The organism is Jatrophihabitans telluris, from assembly GCF_023516435.1.
Taxonomy (GTDB): Bacteria; Actinomycetota; Actinomycetes; order Mycobacteriales; family Jatrophihabitantaceae; genus Jatrophihabitans_A; species Jatrophihabitans_A telluris.
Genome location: NZ_CP097332.1, coordinates 2,830,203 through 2,844,340 on the forward strand (window position 1 = coordinate 2,830,203; position 14,138 = coordinate 2,844,340).

The following is a 14,138-nucleotide window of genomic DNA, read 5'->3' on the forward strand; positions in this document are numbered from 1 at the left end:
CGAACCGTCAGCGAATGACCGGGATCGCGGTCGCCGTCGCGCGCAGGGCGCCGGCCACCGCGGCGCCGGCCGCCACCGGATCGATCGGACGCAGGATCACGCCGTCGGCCTGCGCCCAGCTCGCCAGCCAGCGATCGACCTCACGCAGCAGGATGACCAGGATCGGGGGGCAATCGGTGATCTCGTTCTTGAACTGACGTGACAGGCCCACGCCGCCAGTCGGTTGAGCATCGCCGTCGAAGATCGCCAGATCGATGTCACCGGAATCCAGCTGGTCTTTGACCTGGCTGTAGTTGGCACATTCCACCCAGTCGATGCGAGGCACATCCGGGGCCGGGCGGCGGCCGACCGCGGTGCGGACCGCGGTGCGTACGGCAGGATCCTGGCTGTAGACCAAGACGACGACGCTGGCGCTGTTCGAGGGTGAACCGGTCATCGCTGTCGATCGTCCTTCATCTCGAGAGTCTCGGCTCGGCCGGGCCGGACGGCGACCCACGGAAGCCGAACGGCGAGCAGGCCTGAGCCGGACAAGCCGGGTAGGTCATTCGCCGCAATCGTAGGCCACCGCCCCGCGGCCGCACGGCGCAGGTTCGCGCCCGGTCGGCGCACAAGGTAACGACCGGGTTGCGGCACGCGCAGGCCCACCCCGAACCAGACAAGTGTCGGCGATCAGGCAATAATGCGGAGGTGACCTCGACTGCCTCGGCTACCGCAGAGCGATTCCCGTCGTCCCGGGTTCATTCCCTGACGCGCCCGAACCTGGTGAGTGTCGGAACCATCGTCTGGCTGTCCAGCGAATTGATGTTCTTCGCCGGCTTGTTCGCGATGTACTTCACGGTCCGTGCCAACAACATCCACGAGTGGCCTGGCACCAAGCTGAACATCGCCTACGCGCTGCCTTTCACGATCATCCTGGTCGGATCGTCGGTCACCTGCCAGCTCGGTGTCTTCGATGCCGAGAAGGGCAACGTTTACGGGCTGCGTCGCTGGTTTCTGCTGACCTTCTTCCTCGGCCTGCTCTTCGTTTTGGGGCAGGCCGGCGAGTACGCCATGCAGGTGCACGCGTTCCACACCTCGCCGATCGTCAACGGCGTCCACGAGGACGGCATCACGCTCTCGTCCTCCGGCTACGGCTCGGTCTTCTTCCTGGCCACCGGCTTCCACGGCCTGCATGTGATCGGTGGCCTGATCGCCTTCCTCTTCTACCTCGGCCGGACCGCGCTGGGCCGGTTCACCCCGGCTCAGGCGACGGCCGCGATCGTCGTCTCCTACTACTGGCACTTCGTCGACATCGTGTGGATCGGCCTGTTCGCGACGATCTACGTGCTCCGCTAGCTATGCATTTCGTTTGCCCGCACCACCCGTTGGAGGTCGGCCCCAGCCGGCCCGCAGTGACCGAACGGCGATCAGCGAAAGGACGTCCATGACCGACGACAACGTCGACGCGGACTCAGGGCTCGGTTTCGAACCGGCAGTCACCGACGGCACGTTCGCCGCTGCCGAAGTGGGCCGCAGCCGTCCGCGCACGGCCACCGGCTCGCGGCGCCGCAACTCGTTGCGCCGACGTCTGACCAGCCTCGTCGTGCTGACCGGCGCCCTCGTCACCGTCGGCGGCGGGTACGCGCTGCTGGCACCGTCGTCGAGCGCCGACCAGACCGCTGTCAGCGCCGCTGACGTCGAACACGGTCGGCAGCTGTTCCAGACCAGCTGCATCACCTGCCACGGCGCCAACCTGCAGGGGGTTACCGGTCGCGGTCCAAGCCTGATCGGAGTCGGCTCGGCCGCGACGTACTTCCAGGTCAGCACCGGTCGCATGCCCGCGGTCAGCCAGGGTGCCAACAACGTCCGCAAGCCGGCCAAGTTCGGCGAGGCCGACACCCAGGCCTTGGCGGCGTTCGTAGGTTCGGTCGGCGGAGGCCCCGAGGCCCCGACCTCGGGCAGCCTGCGCAACGGCTCCATCGGAGCCGGCGGCGAGCTCTTCCGCCTCAACTGCGCCTCGTGCCACAACTTCGCCGGCAAGGGGGCGCCCCTGTCGGCCGGCAAGGTCGCGCCAGGTTTGAACCAGGCGACCGACAAGCAGATCTACACGGCGATGCTGTCCGGCCCGGAGAACATGCCCGTCTTCTCCGACAACCAGATCACGCCCGAACAGAAGCAAGCCATCATCAACTACATCCAGAACCTCAAAGCGTCCAAGGACCCCGGCGGGGCCGGGCTCGACCGGATCGGTCCGGTGTCGGAAGGCTTGCTGATCTGGACGGTTGGCCTGGGAGTGCTGATGGTGGCCATTCTCTGGATCGGCCGCAAGTCATGACCAGCCCGCAGCTCGAGCGTGACGGAGAGAACCTGTGAGCACGACTGACCAGCACCCTGGCGACGAGATCGAGGTGCCCTCGGCCGAAGCCCTGGGGTCGATGAGCGACGAAGAGGTCATGATCATCGGCGCCGAGGCCGACGGCGTGCACATCGTCCACCGGCGCGAGCGGTACCCCATCGCCGGGACACGGGCGGAGAAGCGGGCGGAGCGAACCATCGCGGCGCTCTTCGTGCTGGCGTTCCTCTCGGCGGTCGGCTTCATCGTGGTGTTCTGCGGCGCGGTGCCCTTCGAGTGGCATCTGCCCGGCCAGGGAAGTCAGGACTTCCGCTACTTCACGCCCCTGCTCGGAGCCTTGCTCGGGCTGTCGCTGGCTTGCATCGGCATCGGCGTGGTCCTCTGGGCGAAGTGGCTCATGCCCGAGGAAGAGGTTGTGCAGGACCGGCACGACGACCCGTCCCCTCTGCCCGAACAGATCATGACCTCGGCGACGATCATGTCCGGGCTCAACGACTTCGGGGTCGCGCGCCGCTCGATGCTCAAGTCGACGATCGGCCTTGCGGGCGCCGCGCTCGGAGCGGTCCCGCTGGTGGCTCTGGTCGGCGCGATGATCAAGAAGCCGAACAAGGGCGCCGGACAGAGCCTGTTCCACACGATGTGGACGAAGGGTGTTCCGATCGTCTACGCCGACGGTCGGCGCGTCGGCCCGGACGACCTCCTCCCCGGTGGGCTGGAGACGGTGTTCCCGGGCGTGCCCGGTGGCGTCAAGGCGGGTGACTCGCCGACGCTGCTCATCCGGCTTCGTCCGGGTCAGGTCGTCAAGGCGCGTAAGGGACAGTCGAGCTACCAGTGGGGCGATTATGTGGCGTTCTCCAAGATCTGCACACACGCCGGGTGCCCCGCTTCCTTGTACGAACAGCAGACCGGGCGGTTGTTGTGCCCGTGCCACCAGTCCCAGTTCGACGTGCTGCTCGACGCCAAGCCGATCTTCGGTCCGGCCACGCGCAGCCTTCCGAAGCTTCCGCTCGGAGTCGAAGTAGTGGACGGCAAGCAGTACTTTGTTGCTCAGGGTGACTTCCCTGAGGCAATCGGCCCGGCATTCTGGGAGCGGCCATGAACGAGGATCGCATTGAGGCGTCCATCGCCCGCGCGAGAAGCGAGGCAACCCGATGACTGTTGATGACCTGAGGGCCAAGCCGACCGTGAAGGGGCCCAAGCGGTTCGACAAGCCGCGGACGCCGGCCGGCAAGGCGGGCAAGTTCATGGAAGAGCGCCTGAGCCTGGCTGGTGGCGCGCGCAAGCAGCTGAACAAGGTCTTCCCGGACCACTGGTCGTTCATGATGGGCGAGATCGCGCTGTACTCGTTCATCATCCTGATCCTGACCGGCACGTTCCTCACGTTCTTCTTCGACGCGTCCATGGGCGAGGTCAAGTACGACGGGTCGTATGTACCGCTGCAGGGCGTGGAGATGTCGCGGGCGTACGCGTCCACCCTGCACATTTCCTTCGATGTCCGCGGCGGCCTGATCCTGCGACAGATCCACCACTGGGCGGCGCTGCTGTTCATGGCGTCGATGACGATCCACATGTTCCGGATCTTCTTCACCGGCGCGTTCCGCAAGCCGCGTGAGCTGAACTGGCTGATCGGTCTCGGCCTCATCACGCTGGGCCTGGTCGAGGGCTTCGCCGGCTACTCGCTGCCCGACGATCTGCTGTCCGGTACCGGTCTGCGGATCGCCGAGGCCATCATGCAGTCGATCCCCGTGATCGGCACCTGGGTCGCGTTCCTGGCCTTCGGCGGGAAGTTCCCGGGTACCGAGATCATCGGAAGGCTCTACATCGTCCACGTGCTGCTCATACCCGGCATTCTCGCCGGGCTGATCGGCGCGCACATGGGCTTGCTGATCAAGCAGAAGCACACCGAGTTCCCCGGGCCGGGCAAGTCCGAGGCGACGGTGTCGGGCGAGAGAATGTATCCCACGTATGGCGCCAAGGCCGGTGGCTTCTTCTTCATCGTCTTCGCCGTGTGCGCGGCCCTCGGTGGACTCGCCCAGATCAACCCGATCTGGCTGTACGGGCCGTACAACACCGCGCAGGTTTCGGCGGGTTCGCAGCCTGACTTCTACATCGGGTTCCTCGACGGCTCCACCCGTCTGTTCCCGTCATGGGAAATCCGGTTGTGGCACCACACCATTCCCGCGCTGTTCTGGCCGACGCTGGTGTTGCCGGGAATCCTGTTCTCCCTGGCCGGGGCGTATCCGTTCCTGGAGGCCAAACTCACCGGCGACCGTGCGCATCACAACCTGCTGCAGCGGCCCCGGGACGTCCCCGTCCGTACGGGTCTCGGATCTATGGCGATCGTGTTCTACGCCGTGTTGCTGCTGTCCGGGGGTAACGACCTCATCGCCAAGTCCTTCGACATCTCGTTGAATGCGATGACCTGGACGGGTCGCATCGCGTTGCTGTTCGCTCCCCCGCTGGCGTATCTGGCGGCGTACAAGATCTGTCTCGGATTGCAGCGCCATGACCGCGAGGTGCTGGAGCACGGGATCGAGACCGGCATCATCAAGCGTCTGCCGAACGGTGAATTCATCGAGATTCACCAGCCACTCGGCCCGGTCGACGATCATGGTCACGGCCTGTTGCAGTACTCCGGTACTCCCATCCCGAAGAAGATGAACAAGCTCGGCAATCCGCACGGGGGCCGGGTTCGGGGATTCCTCTGGCCCGTCAAGGAACCGGCCGAGATCGAAGCGGAACTCGCCGCTCTCGCCGAGGCCGAATCCGCCCAGCACGACAAGCAGCGGGAGCTGACCGACTAGCTAGACCTCCGGACTCCGGTCGTCTGTTCGCGTGCCGGGTCCCGGCCGACTTGCAGCGCTGGCCGACTTGCCGGCTGCACGACTTTCCGGATACCTAACTGCAGCGCTACTCACGGGCCCGCTCACCACACTGGTGGGCGGGCCCGTTCCTCATGCGCGCGGCCTGCTCCACATGCGTGGGCGGCCCTCTCCCGATGCGTGGGCGGACCGTCCATATGCGTGGGCGGAGCGTCCATATGCGTCGACGGACCGTCCATATGCGTCGACGGACCGTCCATATGCGTCGACGGACCGTCCGCTCCGCGCCATCCCCCAAACTCTCCCCCGCGAATGGGCACTTGCAGCGCGAATGGGCACTTGCAACCGCCCACTCGCGGCGAAACTGCCCATTCGCCGACCGGACGGCCGTCCCTCGCGACGAAGCTGCCCACTCGACGACACTCGCTCAGGGGCGCCCCGGCACGCTCCGGTCCACCTGACCTGTCCCCGTCCCGACAAGGTCCCCCCACTCTCCCCCGCGAATGGGCACTTGCAGCGCGAATGGGCACTTGCAACCGCCCACTCGCGACGAAACTGCCCATTCGGCGAGCCGACCGGACGACCGGACCCACCGGACCAATGGAACCGGACGGAAGCGACCGGACGGACCGCACCGAAGCGACCGGACCGGACCGAAGCGACCGGACCGGACCGACCGAACCGACGGGAGGAGCGGACTCTGCCGGCAACGGGACGAGGGAGGTACAGCAACGGGCCCGCCCACATGGTGGTGGACGGGCCCGGACGATGCCTGAGCGTGACGCTAGCGAAGCGGCGCGCGGTTTCCGACGTAGTACTCGAACAACAGGCCACCGGCGGTGGACAGGATGAGCACAACACCCAAACCCATCAGCCAGAACTGAGCCAGGGCCATGCCGAAGCCGGTGACCAGCGCCGACAACGCGATTCCGAAGGGCCAGTAACTGCCGGGCGAGAAGAATCCCAGCTCGCCGGCACCCTCGGCGATGTCGGCATCGTTGCGATCTTCCGGACGGGCGTCGATACGACGGGACACGAACCAGAAGAAGGACCCACCCAGGCCGAGCAGACCACCGGACAGGATGAGCCCAGCCAGACCGGCCCATTCGACCTGACCCAGGTCGTGCCACGCCCACCAGGCGTACACGCCGGAGACGACGAAGCAGAACAAGGCGATCCAGAGGAAGATGCGCGCTTCGAGTTTCATCGAGAGTCCTTCAGCTTCCGCACGGGTCGAGCTCGGACTGAGACCTGGTTGTGCGGACGGTGTTGAACGGCTGGGTGGTCGTCGCGCACGGCGCACTACCGATCGCGGTCAAGGCCTTGCTCTGCCGGTTCGGGTCGGTGGAGCCGACCGCCGCCAGCGCGGCCAGGTACTTCTGGTAGTCCGCGTCCGACACGACGCGCACCTCGAAGTTCATCTGCGAGTGGTACGTCCCGCACAACTCCGCGCACCGGCCGACGAACTGGCCGGTCTTGGTCGCGGTGAAGGCAAACTCGTTCGGCTTTTTCTGCGGAAGAACGTCGCGCTTGAACAGGAACTCCGGAACCCAGAACGAGTGGATGACGTCCCTGCTGACCTCGATCACCTTCACCGTCTTGTTGACCGGCACCACCAGGATCGGAATCTCGTTGTTGCTGCCGACCGTGGACAGGTTCTGGCCAGCACCCGGGTCCGCGACCCCAGCCCCGGTGTTAGCCGGGTACTTGGTCTGCGTTCCGCCGCTCTGGACGTACTCGAACTGCCAGTTCCACTTGAACGCGTCAACCTGGACCGTCGTGTCCGGGTTGCTCGGGATCTTGTCGACGTAGTTCTCGGTCACGGCGGTGAAGTAGAACAGGACGGCGATGATCAGGAACGGTGCGATGGAGTAGGCGATCTCGATCGGCAGGTGGTACTTGGTCTGACGGGGAAGGATGTCGTTCTTCTTGCGGTAGCGGATGCACGCCCAGAAGATCAGGCCCCACACGATCACACCGACGACGAGCGCGGCGACCGAGGACCAGGTCCACAGCGTGCGCATGCGGTCGGCCTGCTTCGTGACACCCGTGGGCCAGCCGAAGCGGAGCTTCATCTCCCAGTCGTGGGCGGTGCAGCCGGACAGCAGTACGGCCGTGCCCGCGAGCAGACCGAGCTTGCTCAGCCCGGACCGAAGTGAGCGCTGCACTGGCGAAACCGCCTTTCTCGACACCGTACGACCCGCCCGGTACCGCGGCGGAGGTCAACCGTGGCCGAGCCTATCCGACCACGACGATGCGGGACGGCAAGGGGTCCGGTTTCTCCTCCTCTAGAGTCGCCGACGTGCCCAGCGTGCAGCCAAGCGATCCGGCGGGGTACTTCGACGCCGCCGCCGGACGACCATTGCACCCGGTCGCCGTGCAGGCGTGGCAGGCCGCCGCCGAGGACGGCTGGGCCGACCCGGGCAAGTTGGCCGGACCGTCTCGACGCAGTGCCCTTCTGCTCGACGCCGCCCGTGAGACTGTGGCCGAGGCGTTCGGGCTCGCACCGGACGAGGTCAGCTTCCTGCCTTCCGGCGTGCACGCGCTGCAGTCCGCTGTCCTCGGCGCCGCCTACGCCCGCCGCGCCCGGGGAGCGCGCATCGTCCACTCGGCCGTCGAGCACTCGGCCGTGCTGCACGCGATCCAATGGCATGTCCGGCGCGGTGGCCTCGCCGTGCCCGTCGGGGTGGACGCACACGGCAAGGTATCGGCCAGCGAGTTTTTGGCCGCGGTGAACGCGCCGGGTACAGCGGCAGCTGTGTTGCAGGCCGCCAATCACGAGGTCGGTACTCGGCAGCCCGTCGAGGCCGTCGCCGCACAGCTGCGCGACGTCCCCCTCGTGGTGGACGTCGGCCATCAGGTCGTCTTCGGCGCGGTTCCGGACGGCGCCGACATCGCTGCCGCCGACGCCCGCCTGTGGGGCGGACCGGGACTGGGGATCCTCATCGTGCGGCGGGGACGGTCGTTCGAGCCGCCGTTCCCCCGCGAAGACCCTGAATTCGGCCGATCGGCAGGTGTGCCGGACGTCCCGGCCGCCGTGGCCGCCGCGGCCGCCCTGCGCGCCGTCCGCATGGACCGTGAGGCCGACGCCGTCCGCCTGGCCGGGTATCTGGACGACCTCCGCCGGCAGATCGCTCAGTTTCCGGACGCGGTTGTGCTCGGGGATCCGGTCGACCGGCTGCCGCACCTGTTGACCCTGTCGCTGCTGCACGTTGATGGACAGGTGCTGCTCGACGGGCTCGAGCGCTCCGGCTTCATCGTGTCGTCAGGCTCGTCCTGCACGTCCGACACGCTGACCCCATCGCATGTGCTGGTCGCGATGGGGGCACTGACCACGGGCAACATCCGCATCTCCCTGCATCCCGGCGTCAACGCCCGAGCAGTCGAACGCTTCGCCCAGGCGTTGCCGTCGGTGCTCGCTGATGCGCGGGCGCAGCTTCCCGGCGCGGCCCCGCTCCAGGCGGGGCCGCAGACCACCACGCCGAACGTCGTCGACTCGCGTGGGCGCCGTTGCCCGTTGCCCGTACTCGACCTCGCCCGGGCGTTGCCACTCATCGACGTGGGCACCGAGTTGCTGGTGCTGGCCGACGACCCGGCGGCCGGGTCCGACATCGAGGCATGGTGCCGGATGCGCGGCCAGGAGCTGGTCGACGTGCGACCGGCGGCACCGGACACCGGCCAGCCGCCGGGTACCCCAGCGGCCGTCCCGGCAACCGCCGCACGCTCCGAGACCGCCTTCCGGGTGCGCCGCCTGAGCTGACCTGGTCCGGCGGCGGCCGGGGCCATGAGAAAATGGCACGCGTGACATTCGAGATCACTGATATGCAGACGACCCCGACCGCCATCGACGACCTCGTGGTGGTGACCCTGAAACAGGTCACCGACGACCGCGGCACGGTTCGTGAGTTCTTCCGGATCTCCGCCTACGCCGAGGGCCCGTTCGCCGGACTGGGCAGTTGGCAGCAGATCAACGTCACCGAATCCAAGCACGGCGCGGTGCGCGGCCTGCACGGTGAGTCCATGATCAAGCTCGTCTCCTGCGTCGCAGGTCGGGCCTTCGGGGTTTATCTCGACGCTCGGGAGGACTCGGCCACCTACGGCGCCGTGGTGACCGTCGCGCTCGAGCCCGGAACCCAGGTACTCGTGCCGGCCGGCGTCTGCAACGCGTTCCAGTCGCTCAGCCCGGAAGGCACCCAGTACGTGTACTGCTTCACCGAGGAGTGGAAGCCGGGCATGGCCGGGATCGCCTTCTCGCCCCTGGACGAGGGACTGGGCGTCGAATGGCCGATTGCCATCGACGTGGACAATCCCGCGCAGATCTCGGCCAAGGACGCCGGGGCCCCGAAGTTCAGCGAGCGGACGACGGCAGCCTGACGTGTGCGGACTCATCGGATTTCTCGCCGCTCACTCCGACGCTCCCGAGACTCGCGAGGCGATCGAGGCTTCCCTGGTGCAGATGCGCCATCGAGGTCCGGACGACGGCGGCAGCTGGTCCGACGACGATGTGGTGATCGGGTTCCGGCGGCTATCGCTGATCGACTGGGAGCACAGTCACCAGCCGCTGCCCTACCTTGACGGTCGTTACCACCTCATCTTCAACGGCGAGATCTACAACTACGTCGAGTTGCGGGCAGAGCTGCGCGACCGGTTCGGCGCCGAGTTCGCCACCGAGGGCGATGGCGAGGCGATCGTCGCCGGCTACCACTACCTCGGCGAGGACGTCGTCACCCGATTGCGTGGCATGTTCTCCTTCTTCATCTGGGATTCGCAGGAGAAGGTCGTCTTCGGCGCTCGTGACTGGTTCGGCATCAAGCCGCTCTACACCTATACCGACGCTCGCGGTTCGTTCTTCTCCTCCGAGAAGAAGACCCTGCTTGCCGTGGCGGAACCCGGCGAGAGCAAGGACGTCAACCTCGAGGCCCTGCAGCACTATCTGACCCTGCAGTACGTGCCCGAGCCGGCGTCGATGCACAACGGGATCACCCGGATCGACAGCGGGACCTCGTTCACGATCCGTCCAGGCCAGGTCCCGGTCACCAAGCGCTACTTCGCGCCGGACTTTCCGATCAAACCGGTGTCAGAACCTGACCGCCTCTACCACCAGATCGCCGAAGCTCTGCGCGACTCGGTGGCCAAGCACATGCGGTCGGACTTCACGGTCGGCTCGTTCCTGTCCGGTGGCATCGACTCGACCGCCGTGGCCGCACTGGCCAAGGAGCACAACCCGAAGCTGCTGACCTTCACCACGGGCTTCGAGCGGGCCGGCTTCTCCGAGATCGACGTCGCGGCCGAATCGGCGGCCGTGATCGGGGTCGACCACATCACCAAGGTCGTCACCCCGCAGGAGATGATGGACAGCCTCCCGCTGATCGTCTGGTACCTCGACGATCCGGTCGCCGACCCGGCCTTGGTCCCCCTGTACTTCGTGGCCCGGGAAGCACGCAAGCACGTCAAGGTGGTGCTCTCCGGGGAAGGGGCGGATGAGCTCTTCGGTGGGTACACCATCTACCGCGAACCGATCTCGCTGCGACATCTCACCGCCGCGCCGGACCCGGTGAAGAAGTTGCTGGCCGCGTTGTCCACCCGGCTGCCCGAGGGGATACGCGGCAAGGACCTGCTCCGCCGCGCCTCGATCGGCATCGAGGAACGCTACTACGGCAACGCGCGTATCTTCCGCCCGGAGGAGATGCAGAGCCTGCTCAAGACCTACGACCCGGCGGTGAGCTACACCGACGTCACCGCGCCCCACTATGCGGCGAGCCACCATCTGGACGACTCGACCCGTATGCAGTACATCGATCTGTTCACCTGGCTCCGCGGCGACATCCTCGTCAAGGCGGACAAGATGACGATGGCCAATTCGCTCGAGCTTCGCGTGCCGTTTCTGGACACCGTGGTCTTCGACGTGGCCCGGTCGATCCCGGTCGACCAGAAGCTCACCAAGGAGACGACGAAGTACGCTCTGCGGCGCGCGCTGGAGGACATCGTCCCGGCCCATGTCATCAACCGGCCGAAGCTCGGGTTCCCCGTGCCGACCAGGCCGTGGCTCAAGGACATCATGTACGACTGGGCGCACTCGATCATCTCCGAGGCCGGGACGACCCATCTGATCGACCGGCAGGGAGCGCTGGACCTGCTCGCCGCCCACCGAGCCGGACCGCACGACTACTCCCGCAAGATCTGGACGTTGCTGGTGTTCATGATCTGGCACGGCATCTTCGTCGAGGGCCGGATCCGGCCCGAGATTCCGGAGCCGGTGTATCCGGTCGCGCTGTAATCGCACCATCCGAATGCGATGCGGAGGCCGAGGCGCGACGTGGCCGCTACCTCGCCCCGCGTGCGCAGCGGCCGAGCCCGACAGTCCTAGAACGGCGCGCGCGAAAGCGATCGCCGGCCGCGGACGGACCGTTTCAGCGGTTGGCCAGCCGCACCACATTCGGTAGTTGGCGGCGGACCGTATTCACGTCAGCAGGCGGGAACAGCCCGATACTGCCGACGCCGGCCGACTCCAACGCGGCAATATGGGCGAGCGCGTCGTCCTCGGTGCCGATCGGCGCGAGCTCGCCCCACCACTCGGCCGGCATCCTGACCAGTCCCTCGACGCCGTGGGTGTCGAACCACGCGAACAACTCGTCGATGAACGGCAATGTCCGATAGGCGTCGGTCGGCGTGGATCGCTGTCCGGCAAGTTGACCAGCCAGCCATGGCGCCATCCGCTCGTAGGCGCTGCGCCGGTCTGGTTCGACACACAGCACCGAGAACGTTGCCGTGTGAAAAGCTTCGGCCGCCACCGGAGACGCCTGGGCCAGTGCCCAGCGGACATAGCTCGGACTGGCGGGCTCGGCCAGCACGACGCCGTCGGCGACCTGTCCGGCGAGCGCCAGGGATTTCGGCCCCTGAACCCCGGCCAGCAACGGCGGCGGATCGGTCGGCGGGGAGTCCAGGCCGACCGCATCGAGATGGATCTGGTGACCGTCGAAGGTGACCTGCTCGCCGGCGAGCAGCCGTCGCAGACACTCCAGCACCTCGCGCAGGGTGGTGAGCGGGGACGGCGTTCGCACCCCCATCTGACCCATCCACGACTGCACGCCATGACCGATTCCGGCCAACACCCGGCCCGGTCCCAGCGCACACAGTGTGGCGATCTCCATCGCCGTGATGGGAACGGCGCGTGCTACCGCCGGAAGAATCCCGAGTCCGACCGTCAGGTCGTCGGTGACGGCCAGAGCGGTGGCCGCCAGGGCGATGCCCCCGGTGTAGAAGCAGTCCTCGATGATCCAGATCTGACGGGCACCGCCCTGCTCCAATGCGGGAGCGAACTCCCGGATCAGCGGGGCCGGCAGGGTGCGGTCAAAGCACATGCCGACGTCGGCGCGCGCGGTCACGACAGCGTCAGCGGCTGAGCAGCGGGTGAACCTCGGCGGCCGCTGCCTCGCCGTAGGACTCGGCCAAGCGGTCCGCGAACTCGTCCGGCTTGATCTCGTACTCCTGGGTGCCCACGGTCTCCAGCACGAGGGTGGCCACCAGGCTGCCGACCTGGGCCGACCGCTCGTAGGACAGTCCCCAGCTGCGACCGGTGAGGAATCCGGCGCGGAAGCCGTCCCCCACGCCGGTCGGATCCAGCTTCGCCCGCTCGGCGGCAACCGGGACGTGCACCGCTTCGATGTTCCGTCCGACGATCTCGACGCCGTCCTTGCCCAGCGTGGTCACCCGGACCGCGACCTGAGCGAGGATGTCGGCTTCGGACAGGCCGGTCTTGGTCTCGAGGAGGTTCTTCTCGTAGCTGTTGGTGAACAGCAGCTCGGCGCCCTCGATCAGGGCGAGCAGTTCATCGCCGGACATCCGCGCGATCTGCTGGGATGGGTCGGCGGCGAACCGGAAGCCTCGCGACCGTGCTTCGGCGGAGTGGCGCACCATCGCGGCCGGATCGTCCGCGCTGATCACGACGAGGTCGGCGCCGGTGCGTTCGACGGCCGGTTGGAGCTCGATGTTGCGGGCCTCGCTCATCGCGCCCGCGTAGAACGAGGCGATCTGGCACATCTCCTCGTCGGTGGTGCAGACGAAGCGAGCGGTGTGCAGCAGGGGCGAGACGTGCACCGAATCGCAGTCGACGCCGTGGCGCTCCAGCCAGGCGCGGTATTCGGCGAAGTCCTCACCGACCGCGCCGATGAGTACCGGGCTTTCCCCCAGCTGGGCCATGCCGAAGGCGATGTTTGCGGCGACCCCGCCGCGCCGGACGACCAGGTCGTCGACGAGGAAGCTCAACGACACCTGATGGAGCTGGTCGGCGAGCAGTTGATCGGCGAACCTCCCCGGGAAATGCATCAAGTGATCAGTGGCGATGGACCCAGACAGAAGCACCGGCATGAGGCCAGCGTACTTGGCCGGGCGCAAGGCCTCGGACAAGGCGAACGCCGGCGGCGGGTTGATGGACCCGGCGCCGGCGCTCGTGTGGCTTGTGTTGCGGCCGGACACGTCGAGTGTCCGGCGAGGCTGCGGACTAGCCGCAGAAGGAGTTACCGCAGGCGCAGCCGCCGCCGGCGTTGGGGTTGTCGATCTCGAAACCCTGCTTGGAGATCGTGTCCGTGTAGCTGATCACGGCGCCGGTCACCAACGGCACGCTGGTGCGATCCACGACGAGCGGGACGGTGCCGCCTTCGACGGGCTGGTCGACCAGAACGTCGCCGTCGAGGCTGCGCTCGTCGAAGAACAGCTGGTACTGCATGCCCGCGCAGCCACCAGGCTGGACGGCGATCCGCAGACGGAGGTCGGTGCGACCCTCGGCGTCGAGCAGCTCGCGGACCTTGACGGCCGCGGAATCGGTCAGCGAAACCGGCGCGGTCAGAGTCGGGGCACTGGTCTCGATGGTGATCTCGGTGGCGGTCATACGCTCCCCACAATTGAACTCCGGGCGCCGGCTACCGGCGGCCCCTGTATTTGGTTGGTGTCACACTCGATCTTCGCGTTTCGACGTCCCAACCGAG

At 67.1% G+C, this 14,138-nt stretch carries 13 protein-coding genes; 7 read left to right on the forward strand and 6 right to left on the reverse strand.

What is annotated here, in order from left to right; all coding sequences use genetic code 11:
- Positions 1–7: 7 nt before the first annotated feature.
- Positions 8–436, reverse strand: a complete 429-nt coding sequence (locus tag M6D93_RS13170; RefSeq protein ID WP_249769737.1) for a hypothetical protein — start codon at positions 434–436, stop codon at positions 8–10.
- 251 nt (positions 437–687) lie between these two features.
- Between M6D93_RS13170 and ctaE the strand changes: the two genes are divergently transcribed.
- The 4 genes from ctaE to qcrB all read left to right on the forward strand — a co-directional run bounded on the left by ctaE (position 688) and on the right by qcrB (position 5,136).
- Positions 688–1,335 carry an aa3-type cytochrome oxidase subunit III gene (gene ctaE / locus M6D93_RS13175; protein WP_249769738.1) on the forward strand — a complete coding sequence of 216 codons (648 nt, stop codon included), beginning with the start codon at positions 688–690 and terminating at the stop codon, positions 1,333–1,335.
- A gap of 88 nt (positions 1,336–1,423) precedes the next feature.
- Positions 1,424–2,314 carry a cytochrome bc1 complex diheme cytochrome c subunit gene (gene qcrC / locus M6D93_RS13180; protein WP_249769739.1) on the forward strand — a complete coding sequence of 297 codons (891 nt, stop codon included), beginning with the start codon at positions 1,424–1,426 and terminating at the stop codon, positions 2,312–2,314.
- Between the two features lie 34 nt (positions 2,315–2,348).
- On the forward strand, positions 2,349–3,431 hold the full coding sequence (gene qcrA, locus M6D93_RS13185) for a cytochrome bc1 complex Rieske iron-sulfur subunit (RefSeq protein WP_249769740.1): 1,083 nt from the start codon (positions 2,349–2,351) through the stop codon (positions 3,429–3,431).
- A gap of 52 nt (positions 3,432–3,483) precedes the next feature.
- The gene (gene qcrB / locus M6D93_RS13190) at positions 3,484–5,136 is read left to right on the forward strand and encodes a cytochrome bc1 complex cytochrome b subunit (RefSeq protein ID WP_283818582.1); all 1,653 of its coding nucleotides are present in this window, start codon (positions 3,484–3,486) and stop codon (positions 5,134–5,136) included.
- A gap of 802 nt (positions 5,137–5,938) precedes the next feature.
- Here the strand turns inward: qcrB and M6D93_RS13195 are convergent.
- Together M6D93_RS13195 and ctaC are read right to left on the reverse strand one after the other, a co-directional pair.
- The gene (locus M6D93_RS13195; RefSeq protein WP_249769741.1) at positions 5,939–6,361 is read right to left on the reverse strand and encodes a cytochrome c oxidase subunit 4; all 423 of its coding nucleotides are present in this window, start codon (positions 6,359–6,361) and stop codon (positions 5,939–5,941) included.
- Between the two features lie 10 nt (positions 6,362–6,371).
- A complete protein-coding gene (ctaC, locus tag M6D93_RS13200) occupies positions 6,372–7,322 on the reverse strand; it encodes an aa3-type cytochrome oxidase subunit II (protein WP_249769742.1) in 951 nt (316 codons plus the stop codon).
- Positions 7,323–7,456: 134 nt separating this feature from the next.
- On the opposite strand from ctaC, the gene M6D93_RS13205 reads away from it, so the two are divergent.
- From M6D93_RS13205 to asnB, 3 genes are read left to right on the forward strand one after another with little or no spacing between them, the layout of a single operon-like run.
- Positions 7,457–8,914, forward strand: coding sequence for a cysteine desulfurase/sulfurtransferase TusA family protein (locus tag M6D93_RS13205; RefSeq protein ID WP_249769743.1), 1,458 nt, complete (start codon positions 7,457–7,459; stop codon positions 8,912–8,914).
- Between the two features lie 41 nt (positions 8,915–8,955).
- Positions 8,956–9,528, forward strand: coding sequence for a dTDP-4-dehydrorhamnose 3,5-epimerase family protein (locus M6D93_RS13210; RefSeq protein WP_249769744.1), 573 nt, complete (start codon positions 8,956–8,958; stop codon positions 9,526–9,528).
- Between the two features lies 1 nt (position 9,529).
- Complete coding sequence (gene asnB / locus M6D93_RS13215) at positions 9,530–11,431, forward strand: asparagine synthase (glutamine-hydrolyzing) (protein WP_249769745.1); 1,902 nt, start codon at positions 9,530–9,532, stop codon at positions 11,429–11,431.
- Between the two features lie 133 nt (positions 11,432–11,564).
- Here the strand turns inward: asnB and M6D93_RS13220 are convergent, their stop codons facing one another.
- The 3 genes from M6D93_RS13220 to M6D93_RS13230 all read right to left on the reverse strand — a co-directional run bounded on the left by M6D93_RS13220 (position 11,565) and on the right by M6D93_RS13230 (position 14,041).
- Positions 11,565–12,539 carry an LLM class flavin-dependent oxidoreductase gene (locus M6D93_RS13220; RefSeq protein ID WP_249769746.1) on the reverse strand — a complete coding sequence of 325 codons (975 nt, stop codon included), beginning with the start codon at positions 12,537–12,539 and terminating at the stop codon, positions 11,565–11,567.
- 7 nt (positions 12,540–12,546) lie between these two features.
- Entirely contained in the window at positions 12,547–13,521 is a 975-nt protein-coding gene (locus M6D93_RS13225) for a carbohydrate kinase family protein (RefSeq protein WP_249769747.1), read from the reverse strand.
- 133 nt (positions 13,522–13,654) lie between these two features.
- Positions 13,655–14,041: a HesB/IscA family protein gene (locus M6D93_RS13230; RefSeq protein ID WP_249769749.1), complete on the reverse strand. Its 387-nt coding sequence runs from the start codon at positions 14,039–14,041 to the stop codon at positions 13,655–13,657.
- Positions 14,042–14,138: the final 97 nt, after the last annotated feature.

What these genes read in the sequence shown, in the direction of transcription:
- M6D93_RS13230 (WP_249769749.1), bottom strand. Translation starts at nt 14,041, where the DNA reads ATGACCGCCACCGAGATCACCATCGAGACCAGTGCCCCGACTCTGACC.
- qcrC (WP_249769739.1), top strand. Translation starts at nt 1,424, where the DNA reads ATGACCGACGACAACGTCGACGCGGACTCAGGGCTCGGTTTCGAACCG.
- qcrB (WP_283818582.1), top strand. Translation starts at nt 3,484, where the DNA reads ATGACTGTTGATGACCTGAGGGCCAAGCCGACCGTGAAGGGGCCCAAG.
- M6D93_RS13170 (WP_249769737.1), bottom strand. Translation starts at nt 436, where the DNA reads ATGACCGGTTCACCCTCGAACAGCGCCAGCGTCGTCGTCTTGGTCTAC.
- M6D93_RS13225 (WP_249769747.1), bottom strand. Translation starts at nt 13,521, where the DNA reads ATGCCGGTGCTTCTGTCTGGGTCCATCGCCACTGATCACTTGATGCAT.
- M6D93_RS13195 (WP_249769741.1), bottom strand. Translation starts at nt 6,361, where the DNA reads ATGAAACTCGAAGCGCGCATCTTCCTCTGGATCGCCTTGTTCTGCTTC.